The organism is Pseudomonas sp. P5_B3, from assembly GCF_056400405.1.
On the sequence record NZ_JBFULI010000025.1, the window covers coordinates 38,188 to 55,503 of the forward strand.

16 protein-coding genes and 1 pseudogene are annotated in these 17,316 nt (G+C 60.3%); 9 read left to right on the top strand and 8 right to left on the bottom strand.

The annotated features are described in order from the left end of the window. Window positions 1-58: 58 nt before the first annotated feature. The 3 genes from AC1DRN_RS16080 to AC1DRN_RS16090 all read right to left on the bottom strand — a co-directional run bounded on the left by AC1DRN_RS16080 (window position 59) and on the right by AC1DRN_RS16090 (window position 3,068). Window positions 59-1,111 (bottom strand): beta-keto acid cleavage family enzyme, encoded by a 1,053-nt coding sequence (locus AC1DRN_RS16080; RefSeq protein ID WP_223460156.1) that lies wholly within the window; start codon window positions 1,109-1,111, stop codon window positions 59-61. Window positions 1,112-1,225: 114 nt separating this feature from the next. Further along, complete coding sequence (locus AC1DRN_RS16085) at window positions 1,226-2,074, bottom strand: TauD/TfdA dioxygenase family protein (protein ID WP_223460153.1); 849 nt, start codon at window positions 2,072-2,074, stop codon at window positions 1,226-1,228. A 13-nt stretch (window positions 2,075-2,087) separates the two neighbouring features. Beyond that, complete coding sequence (locus AC1DRN_RS16090) at window positions 2,088-3,068, bottom strand: quinone oxidoreductase family protein (RefSeq protein WP_218429410.1); 981 nt, start codon at window positions 3,066-3,068, stop codon at window positions 2,088-2,090. A 205-nt stretch (window positions 3,069-3,273) separates the two neighbouring features. Here AC1DRN_RS16090 and AC1DRN_RS16095 point away from each other — a divergent pair, with 205 nt between their 5' ends. Beyond that, window positions 3,274-5,196: an alkaline phosphatase D family protein gene (locus AC1DRN_RS16095; protein WP_477786748.1), complete on the top strand. Its 1,923-nt coding sequence runs from the start codon at window positions 3,274-3,276 to the stop codon at window positions 5,194-5,196. Between the two features lie 119 nt (window positions 5,197-5,315). Here the strand turns inward: AC1DRN_RS16095 and srmL are convergent, their stop codons facing one another. Further along, window positions 5,316-6,464: a PheS-related mystery ligase SrmL gene (gene srmL, locus AC1DRN_RS16100; RefSeq protein WP_223460149.1), complete on the bottom strand. Its 1,149-nt coding sequence runs from the start codon at window positions 6,462-6,464 to the stop codon at window positions 5,316-5,318. A 248-nt stretch (window positions 6,465-6,712) separates the two neighbouring features. On the opposite strand from srmL, the pseudogene AC1DRN_RS16105 reads away from it, so the two are divergent. The 4 genes and pseudogenes from AC1DRN_RS16105 to AC1DRN_RS16120 all read left to right on the top strand — a co-directional run. Further along, a pseudogene (locus AC1DRN_RS16105) lies at window positions 6,713-6,916 on the top strand (CgnE/CgnB domain-containing protein); the annotation flags it as partial. 252 nt (window positions 6,917-7,168) lie between these two features. Then, complete coding sequence (locus AC1DRN_RS16110) at window positions 7,169-7,660, top strand: P-loop NTPase family protein (protein ID WP_223460147.1); 492 nt, start codon at window positions 7,169-7,171, stop codon at window positions 7,658-7,660. A gap of 206 nt (window positions 7,661-7,866) precedes the next feature. Beyond that, window positions 7,867-8,121, top strand: a complete 255-nt coding sequence (locus AC1DRN_RS16115; protein WP_218429407.1) for a type II toxin-antitoxin system prevent-host-death family antitoxin — start codon at window positions 7,867-7,869, stop codon at window positions 8,119-8,121. Beyond that, window positions 8,118-8,372: a Txe/YoeB family addiction module toxin gene (locus AC1DRN_RS16120; protein WP_015093589.1), complete on the top strand. Its 255-nt coding sequence runs from the start codon at window positions 8,118-8,120 to the stop codon at window positions 8,370-8,372. Before AC1DRN_RS16115 ends, AC1DRN_RS16120 begins: the two co-directional genes overlap by 4 nt. A gap of 14 nt (window positions 8,373-8,386) precedes the next feature. On the opposite strand, the gene AC1DRN_RS16125 is transcribed toward AC1DRN_RS16120, so the two are convergent. After that, entirely contained in the window at window positions 8,387-9,562 is a 1,176-nt protein-coding gene (locus tag AC1DRN_RS16125) for an aspartate aminotransferase family protein (RefSeq protein WP_223460145.1), read from the bottom strand. Window positions 9,563-9,664: 102 nt separating this feature from the next. Between AC1DRN_RS16125 and AC1DRN_RS16130 the strand changes: the two genes are divergently transcribed. Further along, window positions 9,665-10,582, top strand: a complete 918-nt coding sequence (locus tag AC1DRN_RS16130; RefSeq protein ID WP_223460142.1) for a LysR family transcriptional regulator — start codon at window positions 9,665-9,667, stop codon at window positions 10,580-10,582. A gap of 23 nt (window positions 10,583-10,605) precedes the next feature. On the opposite strand, the gene msrA is transcribed toward AC1DRN_RS16130, so the two are convergent. The 3 genes from msrA to msrB are packed head-to-tail and all read right to left on the bottom strand — an operon-like array spanning window position 10,606 to window position 13,671. Beyond that, window positions 10,606-11,313 carry a peptide-methionine (S)-S-oxide reductase MsrA gene (gene msrA / locus AC1DRN_RS16135; RefSeq protein WP_223460140.1) on the bottom strand — a complete coding sequence of 236 codons (708 nt, stop codon included), beginning with the start codon at window positions 11,311-11,313 and terminating at the stop codon, window positions 10,606-10,608. Window positions 11,314-11,343: 30 nt separating this feature from the next. Continuing rightward, on the bottom strand, window positions 11,344-13,119 hold the full coding sequence (locus tag AC1DRN_RS16140; RefSeq protein WP_223460138.1) for a cytochrome c biogenesis protein DipZ: 1,776 nt from the start codon (window positions 13,117-13,119) through the stop codon (window positions 11,344-11,346). Between the two features lie 33 nt (window positions 13,120-13,152). Beyond that, a complete protein-coding gene (gene msrB, locus AC1DRN_RS16145; RefSeq protein WP_223460136.1) occupies window positions 13,153-13,671 on the bottom strand; it encodes a peptide-methionine (R)-S-oxide reductase MsrB in 519 nt (172 codons plus the stop codon). Window positions 13,672-13,940: 269 nt separating this feature from the next. On the opposite strand from msrB, the gene AC1DRN_RS16150 reads away from it, so the two are divergent. The 3 genes from AC1DRN_RS16150 to AC1DRN_RS16160 all read left to right on the top strand — a co-directional run bounded on the left by AC1DRN_RS16150 (window position 13,941) and on the right by AC1DRN_RS16160 (window position 17,168). Next, window positions 13,941-14,660, top strand: coding sequence for a response regulator transcription factor (locus AC1DRN_RS16150; protein ID WP_008000098.1), 720 nt, complete (start codon window positions 13,941-13,943; stop codon window positions 14,658-14,660). Next, the gene (locus AC1DRN_RS16155) at window positions 14,657-16,177 is read left to right on the top strand and encodes a sensor histidine kinase (protein ID WP_223460134.1); all 1,521 of its coding nucleotides are present in this window, start codon (window positions 14,657-14,659) and stop codon (window positions 16,175-16,177) included. The genes AC1DRN_RS16150 and AC1DRN_RS16155 overlap by 4 nt, the downstream gene beginning before the upstream one ends. A 286-nt stretch (window positions 16,178-16,463) precedes the next feature. Then, complete coding sequence (locus AC1DRN_RS16160; RefSeq protein ID WP_223460132.1) at window positions 16,464-17,168, top strand: hypothetical protein; 705 nt, start codon at window positions 16,464-16,466, stop codon at window positions 17,166-17,168. The last annotated feature ends 148 nt before the right edge of the window (window positions 17,169-17,316 follow it).

Genomic DNA, 17,316 nt, shown 5'->3' on the forward strand with positions numbered 1-17,316 from the left:
ATCAAGCGTGTAACGGTCAGGCGGACGAGAGGTCACGGCCTCTCGTCCCGACCCTCGGTCAGCCGCGTTGCGGCACGCCTTTCTGCCCGGCCTTGCGGTTGGGGGCCATGCCGTTGGCCAACAGGGTTTCTTCGATGGTTTCGTACTGCACGCCGATGCGGTAGATCTCGCGGGCTTCTTTGCCGGTGGCGATTTCACGTCCCAGCTCATGGGCAATGCGCACGGTTTGCTGGATCTGTGCAACCGAGCCGAAACGATCGCCCTTGTGGTCAATGATAGTGTCTTCATTGCCTACGCGCGGGTGCATGCCCATGGCCATCGACATGGTGTTGAACGGCATGACGTTCTTGAGCAGCGATTCGGAGGTCACAGTAGAACCGTCCGGCGCGCGGTGGAGGAAGTTGAAGAAGTTGAACGGATTCGGACCATCGAAACCGCCGCCGATGCCGATCCAGGTCAGGTTCAACGGACCTTTGTAGACGCCCCTGCGCACCAGACGCTCAAGGGTTTCCAAGGCATGCATGCCGGTCAGCTGGAAGTGCGGCTGGATGCCGTTGTCCATCAGACGCTTGAGGTGCTCGGCAACCCAGGCCGGGCCAGCCGGTACGGTCATCTCGCTGTAGGCAGCCTGGATCATCGGGTTGGCCAGGGAGGTGCCTTCCAGGTATTCCGGATACAGCAGCTCCATGATGTTCATTTGCGTGGTGTTGATCGCGACCGTGACCTGATCCGGTTTCGGCGTCAGCTCGGCCAGCATGTGGCGGGTGTCGTCGGACAGCCACTTGGCCGCTTCGCCATCGCTTTCCGGAGCGAAGGAAATCGAACCGCCGACCTGGATGATCATGTCCGGCACGGCTTCACGTACACCGGCGATCAGCTCGTTGAACTTCGACAGGCGCTTGGAGCCCTTGCCGTCCAGCTCGCGCACATGCAGGTGCAATACGGTGGCCCCGGCTTCGTAGCATTCGACCGCTTTCTGGACTTGCTCATCCATGGTCAACGGGATGTCTTCCGGGAAGTCTTCGGGCATCCACTCCGGGCCGTACGGGGCCACGGTAATGACTACCTTTTCCATGTTTTCCGGGTGCAGGGAATCGTCGAAGAATTGCATGGTTACTCCAGTTCTTATGCCAGTTCTTATGATTGTTCCGTCCACCCGGGGTCGTGCCGGGTAGACGTGTTTACGAGTGCGAATGCTGCGAGTGCGGATGCCGGTGGCGTTCGATCAGAACGTCTTGTCGCCGATGATCCCGGCGCGTTCCATCTTGCGGTGGCACGGCGGGTAATCCATGACGGCGTAGTGCTGGGTACTGCGGTTGTCCCAGATGGCGATGCTGTTGGGCTTCCAGCGCCAGCGCACCTGATACTCGGGGATGTACGCCTGGCTGATCAGGTAGCGCAGCAAATCACCGGCGCCGGGGTTGGCGTCCTGGCCGAAGCGCACCCGCTCAGGGGTGTGGTAGTTGCTGAAGTGGGTGGTGAACGCGTTGACGAACAGCACCTTCTCGCCGGTTTCCGGATGGGTGCGCACCACCGGGTGTTCGGCGTCCGGATACATCGCTTTGAGCGCCAGGCGTTTTTCAATCGGCATGGCGGCACCGAAGCTCGCTTCGATGCTGTGGCGGGCACGCAGATCGGCGATCTTGACCTTCACGTCTTCCGGCAAGTTCGCACAGGCCTGGACCATGTTGGCCCACATGGTGTCACCGCCCACCGGCGGGCATTCCACGCAACGCAGCACGCAACCCATCGGCGGTGCTTCACGCCAGGTGGCGTCGCTGTGCCAGGCGTTTTCGTAGCGGTCTGCCGGCTGGTCCGGTCTCTTGTAGATCTGCACCAGCCCCGGATGATCCGGATCGCTGCCGGCCACCGGATGATCCTCCAGCTCGCCGAAGCGTCGGGCGAAGGCAACATGCTCGGCGCGGGTGATGTCCTGATCGCGCAGGAACACCACGCGGTGCTTGAGCAACTGGGCGCGGATCTCGGCAAACAGGCCGTCGTCATGGACTGCGTCGGCGAGATTGACGCCGATCAGTTCGGCGCCGATGGAGCAGGTCAATTGTTCGACTTTCATGGCTGGCCGCTCCTTAAACGACGAAAATCGATGAGCCGGTAGTCTTGCGCGATTCAAGGTCGCGATGGGCCTGCACGGCGTCCTGCAACGCGTAGTGCTGGTTGATCTCGATCTTGATCCGACCGCTGCCGACGTGGTCGAACAGCTCACCGGCCAGGGCGGCTTTTTCCGCAGGGTCGCTGATGTAGTTGGCCAGGGCCGGACGGGTCAGGAACAGCGAGCCTTTCATCGCCAGCATCACCGGGTCGAACGCCGGGATCGGGCCGGACGCGGTACCCACGCAGACCATCAGGCCACGGGGTTTCAATGAATCCAGCGAACCCATGAAGGTGTTCTTGCCAACGCTGTCGAACACCACGTTGACACCCACACCGTCGGTCAATTCGCGAACGCGAGCGGCGACGTCTTCATGGCTGTAATTGATCGTATGGTCGCAACCGTGAGCCCGGGCGATTTCCGCCTTTTGCTCGGTCGACACCGTGCCGATCACGTTCAGGCCCAGCAACTTGGCCCACTGCGAAACGATCAGGCCGACACCGCCAGCGGCGGCATGCAACAGGATGCTGTCGCCCGGTTTGAAGTCGTAGATGCGGCGCATCAGGTACGAAGACGTCAGGCCACGCATGGTCATCGCGGCGGCGGTCTCGAAGCTGATGGTTTCCGGCAGCTTGATCAACGGCGCGGCCGGGATCAGGCGCTCGGTGCTGTAGGCGCCGAGGGTGTTGAGAAAACCGGTGTAGGTAACGCGATCGCCGACCTCGACGTTGGTGACTCCTTCACCAACGGCCTGGACTACCCCAGAGGCCTCGACGCCCATGCCGTTGGGCAGCGGGATCGCATAGGTACCGTTACGGAAATAGGTGTCGGCATAGTTCAGGCCGACTGCCACATGACGAAGCCGAACCTGGCCGGGACCGGGTTCGCCGACTTCGACGTCCTCATAACGCAGGACTTCGGGACCACCGGTTTCGTAGAAGCGTACGGCTTTTGCCATTTTTCTTATTCTCCAATCTGCAATATGGGCGTGTTGCATCGAATTGCGTTGATTGGACTGTAGGACGAGGCCTGTCGGGACGCTTCTCATCAGACGACAATGGCTTTTCATTTGGTGACAGGCAGAAACAGGATCGCCCTGGCCGGCCCCGCCGCCACCTGCGCTATCATCGCCCGCCTCGATACCCCAAGAGTCTTGAACCTGGATGTCTGACACCCTGCCACTGCCCGACGATCACCAAGCCTTGCCCCCGGTCCTGGCCGGCCCGCTGCTGCGGCGTCTTGAGCCCACGCGGCTGGTGCTGTGGCTGGTGGGTTCCCGGGCGCTGGCGCTGACCTTGCGCTTGCAGGGCGTCGGCGATATTCGTCTGGATGCCGGGCAATGCACGGTGATTGCAGTGGGGGCTCATGCCTATGTGCACTTGATCGATGTGCAACTCGATTGCGCCCTGCCCCGGGACGAGTCGATCGACTATGACCTGCTGATCGATGGCACAGAAAAAGGCATTGCCGACTGGGCGCCGCATCTGCTGTATGGCGATGCCCATTGCCCGAACTTCGTCCTGCGCGCGCGGGTCGACCAGTTGCTGCACGGTTCTTGCCGCAAGCCTCATCACCCGGCGGCAGACGGCTTGCTCTGCGTCGACCGGTTGCTGGCGCAAAAGCACAACGCCAAGGATCGCCCGGCACTGCTGATGATGACGGGCGATCAGGTCTACGCCGACGATGTGGCGGGGCCGATGTTGCKGGCGATTCACGCCTTGATCGAGCGTCTGGGCCTGTTCGGGGAACAGCTCGAAGGCGCCGTGGTCAGCGACAGCGCCAGGCTCTACGAGCATCCGGCCAGTTACTACCACCGTGCCGATCTGCTGCCGGCACTGCAAAGCAATGAAACCCTGCGCGAGCGTTTTTTCGGCGGTGCGCGCAAGCCGATTTTTACCAGCAGCAGCGCCGACAACCATCTGGTGACCTTCGCCGAAGTCATGGCCATGTATTTGCTGGTCTGGTCGCCAACGCCCTGGACCTTGATCGCACCCCAGGCACCGACGCTGACGCCGGAAAGGCTCAAACGCTACGCCCTCGAACAGACGCGCATCGATGCCTTCAAGGCAGGTCTTGGCAACGTCGCCCGGGCACTGGCGCATCTGCCGACGCTGATGATTTTCGACGACCACGACATCACCGATGACTGGAACCTTAGCGCGCAATGGGAGGAAACGGCCTACGGCCATCCGTTCTCCCGGCGCATCATCGGCAACGCGCTGTTGGCGTACATGCTGTGCCAGGGCTGGGGCAACAATCCGGATGCGTTCCGTGCCCTGCTGAAAAAGGCTGGTGGGTTGAGCGCGAGCACACACCAGCGTCATCTCGACAGCACTGTTCAAGATGATTTGATCGGTGATCTGCTGAAGTTTCAGCACTGGCACTACGTGCTGCCAACCACCCCGGCCGTGGTGGTGATCGACACTCGCACCCGGCGCTGGCGTAGCGAGATGAACCTCAAGCAGCCTTCCGGCTTGCTCGACTGGGAAGCCCTGAGCGAACTGCAGCAGGAATTGCTGGACCACCCAAGCGCGATCATCGTTTCGCCAGCGCCGATCTTCGGCGTCAAGCTGATTGAAACCGTGCAGCGAGTATTCAGCTGGTGCGGTTATCCACTGCTGGTGGACGCGGAAAACTGGATGGCCCATCGCGGTGCGGCACAGGTGATCCTGAATATTTTCCGGCACTCGCGCACACCGGGTAACTACGTGGTGCTGTCGGGCGATGTGCACTACTCCTTCGTCTACGAAGTGCTGATCCGCCATCGCAAGGCCGGACCGCGCATCTGGCAGATCACCAGCAGCGGCATCAAGAACGAATTCCCGGCCACCCTGCTCGAGTGGTTCGACCGCCTCAACCGCTGGCTGTACTCACCACGCTCACCGTTGAACTGGCTGACCAAACGACGACGCATGCGCATCGTGCCGCATGTCCCGGAACACGCCGAAGCCGGTGAGCGGCTATGGAACTCGGCGGGGATCGGGCAGGTGTATTTCAATGACCTGGGGCAGCCGCAGACCATCTATCAGCACAACTCGAACGGCTCGCCGAAAACCCGGATGATTGCGCCAGAAGACAATGATTGAGGTAAAGAAGACACCACAAAAAACTGTGGGAGCGACGGTGCGGCGAGCAGGCTCGCACACACTGGATTTCTGGCGTGTACTTTTTCCAGATCCTGTGGGCCTGCTCGCGAAGTGGCCAGTTAAATATTGGGGGAATCCATTCTGTAACCCGCCCCCGGCGCACCTTCATGGAGTGCCACCTGAATGTTCGAATACAGGGCATTCGCCTCAGCAGTGGTGATTGATCGCGAACAATCACGCAGTACAACACGTAGTAGCACATTCTCCTGCCCCGGCAGCAATCCGAGGCGTTCGATGGCCTGCAGAGGCAGTTCTGTGAACGCCCAGCGCCCTTTGATCTGCATTTCCTCGATCCAGTCTGAACAATCGCCAGCTGCCTGCAACATCCTTTCAGTCAACACTTCCTCGCTCAGCCCCGGCGTTACCGCTAACGAAATATCACGAGTAATCGAAGGCAACCGAGAGACGGCGCGCCACGGATTCAGATCATGCATCTGTGCCTGTACTCGTTCGTTCTGATCACGCAGCAAACGAATATCCGGGATGCCTTTGCGCAGCATGGTCAAGCGATCCAATCCCATTCCCAGCGCCAGTCCTCCATGACGCAAAGGATCGATCTTCAGTCGCTCCAATAATGATTTGGCAATTCGACCGCACTCCAGAACCTCTACAGGGACGCCGTCATTCAACAGATTTACTTCAATCCCGCCCTCAGTGTAGTGATGCGGACTATCACTGTAGATCCAAGGCATATCAGGCACGGCGGATTTGAGGATATCGCCGACCAGGCAAAGCAAATGCTCATGCGTCGACAAATCAGGATCACCGAGCACCCAGATATCCATCTGATGCGGTTGCGCACAATGCCAACGATCCCGGCTGTCGCGACGAAAAGTGATACCAGGCGCGGCCAATAATATTGACTGCCCCGGTTGTCGTAGCTTGGCCGCTCGCTGAAGCGCAGACGGAATTTGGCTAGTGGTTTGCGTCCGTAACAGAGACCACTCGTCAACCCATCGTGTGTGTGCACTTCCAAGCGTAATCTCAGATGGGTCATAACCAAGCAATCCGTAGTTTTCTTCAGCGGAGACAATTCTCGGCCCCGTCTGCACTTGCGCTTGTGGCCAGCCTTTATCCGTTAACCCTTGAAGGACCTCCTTGAGTAATAATCGAATGGCGTGATCGGGTTCAGAAGGTTCTGTTAGATCCGCCAGTAACAAGGCTTGGTGTACGGACGTATCTGTCAGATATTTCTTTGATTCCTGCACTACACAACCCCTTATTAATAATTGAATGTAGGTCCCCCGTAAAAAGCCCCCCCATAGACCAAGCTAACGATTTCAGATCGTCCATCACAACCAAATTCGGTGAAACACTAAATTTTCAGAAGAGGACTACAGCCACCGCTCACACAAATAACCAAGGGCCTCTTACAAGACACATAACAAGCATAATTAATTCTAAGAAACTTAAAACCAACTGCGGTTGCAGGAGCTGAGTGCAATACGGTTATTGAATTGCAGCAGGGCCTAGAGACCTCAAGCTGACTGAGTTTGCTATTGGAGTAAACGACACAATCGCAAATAGCATTAACTACAAAATCAACTCTCAATTAAACGAAGGGATTAATGGCGTTCATATCGCAATTAGGGACGGTTCCTCTGGCTATCACATAGATTTCCTGAGCCCGGCAGTAAAGGTAAGCCCAACTCACAACTGAGCCAACCTGATCGCCCTCACTTCAACCTTCCACATCACGGCAATGTCTAAAAACTGACACTATAAAATGGCTTACAGTAATGATGAGCAGTGACGCACGGCAAGTTACCGATGGACCTCAAGGCGCACAGGCCGGCGGATTCTGGTGTACCTGTAGGCTTGTCTGCGATAAGACCAGCACATCCAGCATCAATGCTGACTGAAGCACCGCTTTCGCGAGCAGGTTCACACCCACAATTGATCGGTGTCTCTCATGGACCTCACCCGAACTCTGATCATCGGTAATTCCGGTTCCGGCAAGAGCTGGCTGGCGCAGCGGCTGGCCGAGCAACTGCGTGTGCCCTGGACCGATCTTGACAGGATCCACTGGCTATCCGACGAACACAGCATCGCCCGCCCCCGAAATGAAGCATTGACCATGGCGCGGATCGCAGCCGAACAAGAGCGCTGGGTGATCGAAGGCGTGTATGGCTGGATCGCCTGCGAACTCCTGCCACAGGTGACTACGCTGATCTGGCTGAGCGTCGGGGACGAGGATTGCGTGGCCAACATTCGACAACGCGAGGCCGGGCGCAATGAGCAGGACCTGTTGCTGATCGCCTTGCTGGAGTGGGCGGGCAGTTATCGCCAGCGGCAGGGGTCAAGTGGGTTTGCGGCGCATCAACGACTGTTCGAGGAGTTTTGCGGTGCGAAAATCCGTCTGCGGGATCGGAAGGAGATCGCGGCGCTGGTTCATCACTCGTAAATTTTCGCAGCTGTGGTCTGACAATCCTGATGGATGGCGTGTAGCTCAGAATGGGATTACATCAGTCACGGAAACGTCCTGAGGAACATTCGGCGATACTCGATACAAGCGTGGATGCACTTTCCACGTAACAACCACTCGTAGGTATCGCCTTGCCAACATGTACTCATTTCTGTACGTTCTCTGCATCAAGCGAGGACAATCACATGGAAACCATCAACTACACCAACGCTCGGGCACACCTGGCGCAAACCATGGACCGGGTGAATGAAGATCGCGCCCCGCTACTGGTAACGCGTCAGAAAGGCGAGCCGGTGGTGATGATGTCATTGGCCGAATACAACGCTCTCGAAGAGACGGCGTACCTGCTCCGCTCCCCCGCCAATGCCGAACGCCTGATCAAGTCCATCGCCAACCTGCGAGCGGGCAAAACCAAAACCAGGCAACTGATTGAAGAATGAATATCGAGTTCACCCCTGAAGCCTGGGACGATTATCTCTGGTTCCAGCAGAACGATAAGGCAGGGCTCAAACGTATCAATCTGTTGATCAAAGCTATTCAGCGTGAGCCTTTCGACGGCCTGGGAAAACCCGAACCGCTCAAGCATAACTTGAGCGGATTCTGGTCACGCCGGATTACGGCTGAGCATCGTCTGGTCTACGCCGTTGAAGACGGCGAAATACGCGTCGTGATGTGCAGATACCATTATTGAGATTGAGCAGAGCCTCAGCCCACTTTCACCACCCGACTCACCCCTCTGACAATCATCTCCACCTCCCGCTCATCAATGGTCAGCGGCGGTAGCAGGCGAATGGTTTTGCCCCGCGTGACGTTGATCAGCAAGCCGTGATCCCGGGCGGCGATCAGGCTCAGGTCGCGGATCGGTTGCTTGAGTTCGATGCCGATCATCAGGCCCAGGCCGCGGATTTGTGAGACGTTCGGGTTGCCCGCCAATTCTGTGCGCAATCTTTCGAGCAGACGTTCCCCCTGAAGCCGGGCGTTTTCCAGCAGCCCTTGTTCTTCAACGATATCCAGCACGGTGCAACCGACCCGGCAGGCCAACGGGTTACCGCCGAAGGTGCTGCCGTGGCTGCCCGGCGTGAAGAGTTCGGCCGCCTTGCCACGGGCCAGGCATGCGCCGATGGGCACGCCGTTGCCCAGGCCTTTGGCCAGGGTCATGACGTCCGGGACGATGCCTTCGTGCTGGAATGCGAACCACTGGCCGGTGCGGCCGATGCCGGTCTGGATTTCATCGAGCATCATCAGCCATGAGCGCCGGTTGCACAGTTCGCGCACCGCCTTGAGGTAGCCCGGTGGCGCCAGTTGCACGCCGCTTTCGCCCTGGATCGGCTCCATCAGGATCGCCACGATCCGCGAACCATGGGCCTGATGCACCTTGTCCAGCGCGTCGAGGTCGCCAAATGGCACTTTGACGAAATCCCCCGGCAGCTTGTTGAAACCCAAGCGCACCGCCGGGCCGTCGCTKGCCGACAAGGTGCCAAGGGTGCGGCCATGGAACGCGTTCTCCATGACCACCACCAGCGGCTGCTCGACGCCCTTGTGCCAGCCATGCAGCCGGGCGATTTTCAGTGCGGTTTCGTTGGCTTCGGCACCGGAATTGTTGAAAAACGCCCGGTCCATGCCCGCCAGCCGCGTCAGTTTCTGCGCCAGCCGTTGTTGCCAGTCGATGCTGTAGAGGTTCGACGTGTGCAGCAGCAACCCGGCCTGCTCAGTAATGGCGGCGACGATTTTCGGGTGGGAGTGGCCGACGTTGGTCACCGCCACGCCGGCGACCGCATCCAGGTATTCGCGACCGGCCTGATCCCACAGGCGAGTGCCCAGGCCCTTGTTGAAACTCAAGGCCAAGGGTTGGTAAGTGCTCATCAGGCAGGCGGCGGTCATGACATCAAGCTCCAGCAAGGGTCGGTGTTTTTGCAGTATGGTTAGCCACCAGAGCTGGATAAACACCGTAAAACTTCAATCATTTAAAAGCAGAGCTTGATAATGGATTTGTTCCAGGCAATGACCGTCTACGTCAAAGTGGTAGAGACCGGCAGCATGACCGCCGCCGCTTTGCAGTGCGAAATGTCCACGACCATGGTCGGCAATCACCTCAAGGCCCTGGAGCAACGGCTGGGTGTACGCCTGCTCAACCGCACGACGCGACGCCAGCGGCTGACCGAGTTCGGCGCCGCGTATTACCAGCGCTGTCTGGATGTGTTGGGGTTGGTGGCCGATTCCGAGCGCCTGGCCGAGCAGGCGCTGGACGAACCGAGCGGCATCTTGCGCATCACCGCGCCCTTGACCTTCGGTACCGAGCGCCTGGCGCCGGCACTGAGCGAGTTCAGCCGGCAAAACCCACGGGTGAAACTCGACGTGGTACTGACCAACCGACGCCCGGATCTGTTGGAAAACGGTCTGGACGTAGCGTTTCGCCTCGGCGCGCTGGAACCCTCCAGCCTGATCGCCCGCCCGCTGATCGACTACACGCTGACCATGTGCGCATCACCGGAGTACCTCGCCCGGCGCGGCACACCGCAGACACCTGAAGACCTGCGCCACCATGACTGCCTGTCCTTTGCCTATCCGGCCGGGGATGACTGGCAATCGGTGCAAAAGGAATGGCGCCTGGCCGGTCCCGAGGGCGAAGTCAGCGTGGGGGTCAGCGGGCCGATGCTGATCAACAGTTCGGCCGGACTGCATCAGGCAGCACGAACCGGCATGGGCATCGTGATGATGCCCGACGCCTTGGTCGAGCAGGACCTCAAGGACGGAAAGCTATTGGCCTTGATGCCCGACTACTGCCCGCCCAGCCGGCCGATGCACCTGGTCTATGCCCAGGATCGCCACCGTTTGCCGAAACTGCGGCGTTTCGTCGAATTCGCGGTACAGAGGTGGGGCAAGCACTCGTCGGCCGAATAGAACATGCAGTCGCTGATCGCCATTTACATCCCCGCCTTCACCAGCACCGGTTGTTCCTGATAACGATTGGGGTACAGCTGCTTCAACTGCGCGACCTTCGGTAAGTCATTGATCACGATGTACGGATAGGTCGGATGCTCGGTCAGGAAATCCTGATGTTCCTCCTCCGCCGGGTAGAAACCGTTGAAGGTTTCAAGCTTGGTGACGATCGGCTTGTTGAAGGCATGGGCGGCGTCGAGCTGGGTGATGTAGGCCTGTGCGACCCGTTGCTGCTCGGCACTTTTGGTAAAGATCGCCGAGCGATACTGGGTGCCGCTGTCCGGCCCCTGGCGGTTGAGTTCGGTCGGGTTGTGCGCCACCGAAAAGTAGATCTGCAGCAAGGTGCCATAGCTGACCTGAGCGGGATCGAAAGTGACTTCGACCGATTCCGCATGGCCGGTATTGCCGTTGCTGACGCGCTCATATTGCGCGGTATTGGCCGCCCCGCCCGCGTAGCCAGAGACGGCGTTCTTCACGCCTTTGACATGCTGGAACACCCCTTGGACGCCCCAGAAGCAGCCGCCGGCAAACACCGCGGTTTCGCTGCGGGCCTGGGTGGTTTCGTCGAGGGCCGGCGGTGGAATGATTACCGCCTCTTCGGCACCACCGAAGGAGAAGGCCGAGCATTGGCTGATGATGCCGGCAGCTGCCAGCCCCAACAGGGTACGGCGCCAGGTAAAGAGGGTTTTCATGGGGCGAACTCCTGAAGCGTTGGAAAGTAATCAGCCGAAGGTGAAGGCGTAAGCCGACGCGCCCGGATCAAGAAACTCGATGCTGAAGGTCCGGTCGGTCACGCCGCCGCTCTGGCGCACCAGTTGATACAAGCGCTGGTCGATCACGGTGCCGCTGCCGTCGGGGGCCACGTCCATGCCGTGGTCGTCGCCCGGCGCCTTGCCGTCGATCAGCACCTTGAAGCGCACCGGTTTGCCATCGGCGCCAGGGCCGAGCACCAAATGCAAATCACGGGCGTGGAAGCGATAGACGATGCGGCTGGCCGGTGCGCTGGCGGTGGCCCGTTCCGAGCCGACATGCCATTGGCCACCCAGGCTCCAGTCGTTGAGGGCCAGTTGCGCCGGCGGGTTGTAGGCCGCCACTTTGTCCGGCACCAGCGCGGTTTCCGGCACGAAGTGCTCGGCACGCTGATAGCCGACATAGGTTTCCGGCGACTGCACTTCGTTGTTGTCCGGGGCCATTTGCACGCCATCGGCCTTGGCGTTGATCAGCCCGTCGGCGACCTTGGTCGAACCGGCCTCACGCAGCAATTGCTGGATGACTCGCTCCGACTCGGCGTACGCGCCTTCGCCGAAGTGGTGATAACGAATGCGTCCCTGGGCGTCGGCAAAGTAATGCGCTGGCCAGTACTCGTTGTCGAAGGCGCGCCAGATCTTGAATTCGTTATCGATGGCCACCGGGTAGGTGATGCCCAGGTCTTTCATAGCCTTGGTGACGTTGCTGACGTCGCGTTCGAAGGCAAACTCCGGCGCATGCACGCCGATCACCACCAGGCCCTGATCGCGATATTTTTCGGCCCAGGCTTTGACATAGGGTAGCGAACGCAGGCAGTTGATGCAGGAGTAGGTCCAGAAATCCACCAGCACGACCTTGCCTTTCAATGCCTGGGCATCGAGGGGTGGCGAGTTGAGCCATTGCACGGCACCCTCCAGCGACGGCAGATTGCCTTCGACCGGCAAGGTGCCCGTGGATTTCTCGGTCACTTGCACCGCGCCCCCGGAGGTCGTGTTCTGCGCCATTATCGCCCCACTGTTACGCGGTAACTTGCCGGAAAGTTTCTCCACCAACGCTTGCTCGATACCACCGGTCGAAGCCGTGGAAAACCGCGCCAGAACCCCCGTATCCAGGCCCAGGGCAATCGCCGCCACACCGGCCAGCATTGCAGCGCCCAGACCGCGACGCAGCCATTCGCCAGCGCCAATGGAGCGCTTCATCGCGGTGAAGACTCTGCCGCCCAGCAACAAGGCCAACGCGAGGGAAGTCGCGGCACCCGCTGCATAAGCCAACAACAAAAAGGTGGTTTGAATGCTCGCACCTTGCAGTGCCGCACCGGTCAGCAGCAGGCCCAGGATCGGTCCGGCACACGGCGCCCATAACAGGCCCGTGGCAACACCGATCAGAAACGAAGCGCCAGGACGTGGCCGCGCATCGGCGCCCGCCGCCTCCGACAAACGACTGCCCGCCGCCACCAATGGTCGAGTCAGGCGCTCAGCCAATTGTGGCAGCAACAACGTCAGACCGAACAACGCCACGAAAACCAACGCCAGCCAGCGCCCATACTGGTTGAGCTGCACCACCCAGCCACCGCCCACCGCCGCCAACGTGGCGACCAGCGCGAACGTCAGCGCCATCCCCACCAGCAGCGGCAATCCGCTTTTGACGAAGGGTTGCCCGGTGCGGGCGAAGACAAACGGCAGCACCGGCAGAATGCACGGGCTGACAATCGTCAGCACACCACCGAGATAAGCGAGGACCAGCAGCCACATGGCGATTACCTGCAAAAAGTGAGTGGAATGGAATCACACCGTCTTCGGCACGAACTTCATCGCCAGGCCGTTCATGCAGTAACGCAGGCCGGTGGGTTTCGGGCCGTCGTCGAAGACATGGCCCAGATGCCCGCCACAGCGCCGGCAGTGAACCTCTTCGCGGACCATGCCGAACGCACGGTCCTGGCGGGTCGCCACGGCCTTGTCCAGCGGCGCCCAGAAACTCGGCCAACCGGTGCGGCTGTCGAACTTGGTGGCCGAGGAAAACAACGGCAGGTCGCAACCGGCACAGGTGAAGGTGCCGTCGCGGTGCTCGTTGTTCAGCGGGCTGCTGTAGGCCCGTTCGGTGCCCTCTTCGCGCAGGATGTCGTACTGCTCATCGCTGAGGATGGCGTGCCATTCTTTGTCACTGTGGGTCACTTCGAATGCCTCCGCGGCGCTGGCCTCACTGATCAAAGCCGCGCCTGTGGAAAACTTCGGCAACAGGCCGATCGCCAGGGCCGTCATCCCCAGCCCGCCGCTCGCTACAAGAAATTGCCGTCGTGAAAACATGCTCGTCTCCCAAAAATCCAGGGGTGTTTCATGGAACACAGCCTAGGCTTTGGGTGATCGCCAAATCCTCACGGGAAGTTAAACAATTCGTGATAACTCGGACCCCAAAAAAACCGCACAATGCCTGTGCAAATGTAGGAGCGAGCCTGCTCGCGATGGCGGTGTGTCAGCCTCCATGAATATTGGGTGTGGATCCGCTATCGCGAGCAGGCTCGCTCCTACAGTGGCATTTCGCACAATGCGCCCATTGCACCGAAGGATTGAGCTGGATGGAACAGACCAAACGCGTCCTGGTGGTCGAGGACGATATGCATATCGCCGACCTGATCTGCCTGCACCTGCGTGATGAGCAGTTCGAGGTTGTGCACAGCGCCGATGGCGATGAAGGCATGCGCCTGCTGCAACAGGGCAACTGGGACGCACTGGTCCTCGACCTGATGCTGCCTGGAGTCGACGGCCTGGAAATCTGCCGCCGCGCCCGCGCCATGGCGCGCTACACGCCGATCATCATCACCAGCGCGCGCTCCAGCGAGGTGCACCGGATTCTCGGCCTGGAACTGGGTGCCGATGATTATCTGGCCAAGCCCTTTTCCATGCTCGAACTGGTGGCCCGGGTCAAGGCGCTGCTGCGCCGGGTCGATGCCATGGCGCGCAACCTGAAGATGGATGCCGGCAGCCTGCTCACCGACGGCCTGGCCATCGACCCGATCACCCGCGAAGTGTCCCTCGACGGACGGCGCCTGGACCTCACACCCCGGGAGTTCGACTTGCTGTACTTCTTCGCCCGCCAGCCCGGCAAGGTGTTTTCGCGCATGGACCTGCTCAATGCCGTTTGGGGCTACAGCCACGAAGGCTACGAGCACACGGTCAACACCCACATCAACCGCCTGCGCGCCAAGATCGAGGCCGACCCCGCGCAACCGGTGCGCATCCTTACGGTCTGGGGCCGTGGCTACAAATTCGCCACCGGTGAGGAGCCGCAGCCATGAGGCTGACCCTGACGCAACGCCTGTCCCTGGTGTTCGCCGTACTGCTGCTGGTGTGCTGCGGCACCTCGGCATGGCTGCAGGTGCGCTCCAACCAGATGCACGAGCAGGAAGTGGTGCAAGGCTTGTCCCGGGACCTGGCGCAGCACATCGCCAGTGACACGGTGCTGATGGACACCCAGGGCCTGATGCCCAATGCCGTGCGCGATCTGTTCAGCAAACTGATGCAGGTGAACCCCAGCGTCGAGGTGTACCTGCTCGACTCCGCAGGCAAGATTGTCGGCAGCGCCGCGCCCGAAGGCCGGATCCGTCGCGAACGGGTCGACCTGGCGCCGATCCAGCGCCTGCTGCGGGGCGATGCTCTGCCCATCCTCGGCGACGACCCGCGCAGCGTCGATGCACGCAAGGTGTTCAGCGCTGCACCGCTGAAGGTTGATGGCAAGCCGGCCGGTTATCTCTACGTGGTTTTGCTCGGTGAGGATCACGACCGCCTGGCCGAACGCGGTGCGACCAGCGCGGCGCTCAACACAGCGCTGTTGTCCATCGGACTGGTGGCGCTGTTGTGCCTGATTGCCGGTCTCACCGCGTTTGCCCTGATTACCCGGCCGTTGCGCCGCCTGACCGAAACCGTCAGCCAGTTCGACATCGATGGCGTGCCGGTCACACCGGCCCTGCCCGTCGCGGTGGAAAAAGCCGCCAGCCACGATGAAATCGCCGTGCTCGATGCGGCGTTCCGGCAGATGCAGGCACGCCTGGGCGAACAATGGCGCTCGTTGACCCGCCAGGATCAGGAGCGCCGCGAACTGGTGGCGAACATCTCCCACGACTTGCGCACGCCGCTGGCCTCGTTGCACGGTTATCTGGAAACCCTGTCGCTCAAGGACGCAACCCTGTCCCCCGCCGACCGCCGTCGCTATCTTGGCATCGCGCTGGATCAGAGCCGCAAGGTCGGTGGGCTGGCGCAGTCACTGCTGGAACTGGTGCGCCTGGAGCACGGCTTCGTGCAGCCAGTGCTGGAACGTTTTTCCCTGACCGACCTGGCCCAGGACATCTTCCAGAAATTCGAACTCACCGCCGAAGCGCGCAAAGTCGAACTCAAGGCCACGTTCGCGCCGAATGCCTCGGCGGCCTGTGCGGATCTGGGCTTGATCGAGCGGGTGCTGACCAACCTGTTCGACAATGCCCTGCGCCATACCCCGTCCGGTGGCGAGGTCGAACTGGGCCTGCGCCCGCAAGGGTCATACATCGAAGTCACAGTCAGCGATACCGGCCCCGGCATCGCCCCGGAACTGCGCGAAGGGTTGTTCCTGCGGCCGTTCAATATCGGCGGCGCACGGCGTGATGGCGGGCTGGGGCTGCGGATCGTGCATCGCATCCTGCAACTGCATGGGCGTGAGATTCAGCTGATCGATGTGCCGGGGCGGGGTGCGACGTTTCGTTTTTCATTGCCGATCGATGAGGAGACGGCGACTGCGTTGGCGGAGCGGTCGATGAACCTCAATACACCGCGGCAGGCCTGACGGACTGTGCTGTCTTTCAGTGCCCCATCGCGAGCAAGCTCGCTCCCACAGTATTTTTGGTTGTTCGCAGACCTCCTGTACACCCAAAAAACCTGTGGGAGCGAGCTTGCTCGCGATGACGTCAGCCAATACAACAAAGTTTTTCGATCAGTCGCGACTCCTGCGAAATCGCCCGTTGGCCTGTTGGGTCGTGACAACGCCGCCCCGGTCCAATAGATTAGTCGGCCCGAAAAAGCCCCCGGGCTTTCTCGCCCCTATTCAAGTTCAAAGAAGTAGTGAAATTTCAATGTCCGATTCCAACACCGCTGAATCCGTAGTCACCCTGTCGTCCAAAGCGGAATACGAAAACTCCATCAATCTTTCACAGCACGTGCCCCAGGCCAAGACCATCAGCGAGATGGTGCTGGACGCTTTCCAGTCCACCCGCGAAAGCGACCAGATCCGCGAACTGCGCGCCGCGATCCGCCAGGCCCACGACAGCTTCGACGATGACAAAGCCTACGAACTGATGGGCGAACTCAAGCAGCTCAAGGACGCCGAGGCCGCCGACATCGCCGCCCTCGAAGACCTGAGCAGCAAATTCCCGATCAGCCGCATCCTGTCCAGCTTCAAGGACGACCCGGCGTTCCAGGAAATCGTCTACGGCCTGGCCCTGAAGGTGCTGAACCAGACGCACCAGGCCATCAGCAACCCGAGCGGCGGCAAGAGCAAAGCCGCCAAGGCCAAGAAAGAAATCGAAGTATTCACCATCAGCAAGGACGGCATCAGCGTCACCTTGCCGTTGCGCACCCCGCGCTCGCGCCTGAACGTCGACCGTGAAGCTCTGGAATTCCTCGGTTTCACCTTCGTTGGCGAAGGCGAGGAAGCGGAGCTGGAAAGCGAGACATTCCTGGACAACAGCGGCGCCGAGCAGGCCGTCAACCGCAAGAACATCATCACCGCCCTGCAACAGCAAACGGCGTTCGACGGCTATAGCATCGCCGCGCAGTAAGGCGCCCCTCGCCACAAGGTCCTCAGCGACTGACTCAAGAGCCCCGCCATCAGTGCGGGGCTTTTTATTGCCCGTGATTCGGGCAAAACCGCGATTACTCTTCCAGTATCGACGCCAGAACCACACTTCCCTTCACCCATGAGCACCA

Excerpts from the sequence above, each read along its gene's own strand:
- AC1DRN_RS16080 (WP_223460156.1), bottom strand. The coding sequence starts at position 1,111 with ATGCAATTCTTCGACGATTCCCTGCACCCGGAAAACATGGAAAAGGTA.
- AC1DRN_RS16085 (WP_223460153.1), bottom strand. The coding sequence starts at position 2,074 with ATGAAAGTCGAACAATTGACCTGCTCCATCGGCGCCGAACTGATCGGC.
- AC1DRN_RS16090 (WP_218429410.1), bottom strand. The coding sequence starts at position 3,068 with ATGGCAAAAGCCGTACGCTTCTACGAAACCGGTGGTCCCGAAGTCCTG.
- AC1DRN_RS16110 (WP_223460147.1), top strand. The coding sequence starts at position 7,169 with ATGGACCTCACCCGAACTCTGATCATCGGTAATTCCGGTTCCGGCAAG.
- AC1DRN_RS16115 (WP_218429407.1), top strand. The coding sequence starts at position 7,867 with ATGGAAACCATCAACTACACCAACGCTCGGGCACACCTGGCGCAAACC.
- AC1DRN_RS16120 (WP_015093589.1), top strand. The coding sequence starts at position 8,118 with ATGAATATCGAGTTCACCCCTGAAGCCTGGGACGATTATCTCTGGTTC.
- AC1DRN_RS16130 (WP_223460142.1), top strand. The coding sequence starts at position 9,665 with ATGGATTTGTTCCAGGCAATGACCGTCTACGTCAAAGTGGTAGAGACC.
- msrA (WP_223460140.1), bottom strand. The coding sequence starts at position 11,313 with ATGAAAACCCTCTTTACCTGGCGCCGTACCCTGTTGGGGCTGGCAGCT.
- AC1DRN_RS16140 (WP_223460138.1), bottom strand. The coding sequence starts at position 13,119 with ATGTGGCTGCTGGTCCTCGCTTATCTCGGTGGTGTGCTGACGATTGTC.
- msrB (WP_223460136.1), bottom strand. The coding sequence starts at position 13,671 with ATGTTTTCACGACGGCAATTTCTTGTAGCGAGCGGCGGGCTGGGGATG.
- AC1DRN_RS16150 (WP_008000098.1), top strand. The coding sequence starts at position 13,941 with ATGGAACAGACCAAACGCGTCCTGGTGGTCGAGGACGATATGCATATC.
- AC1DRN_RS16155 (WP_223460134.1), top strand. The coding sequence starts at position 14,657 with ATGAGGCTGACCCTGACGCAACGCCTGTCCCTGGTGTTCGCCGTACTG.
- AC1DRN_RS16160 (WP_223460132.1), top strand. The coding sequence starts at position 16,464 with ATGTCCGATTCCAACACCGCTGAATCCGTAGTCACCCTGTCGTCCAAA.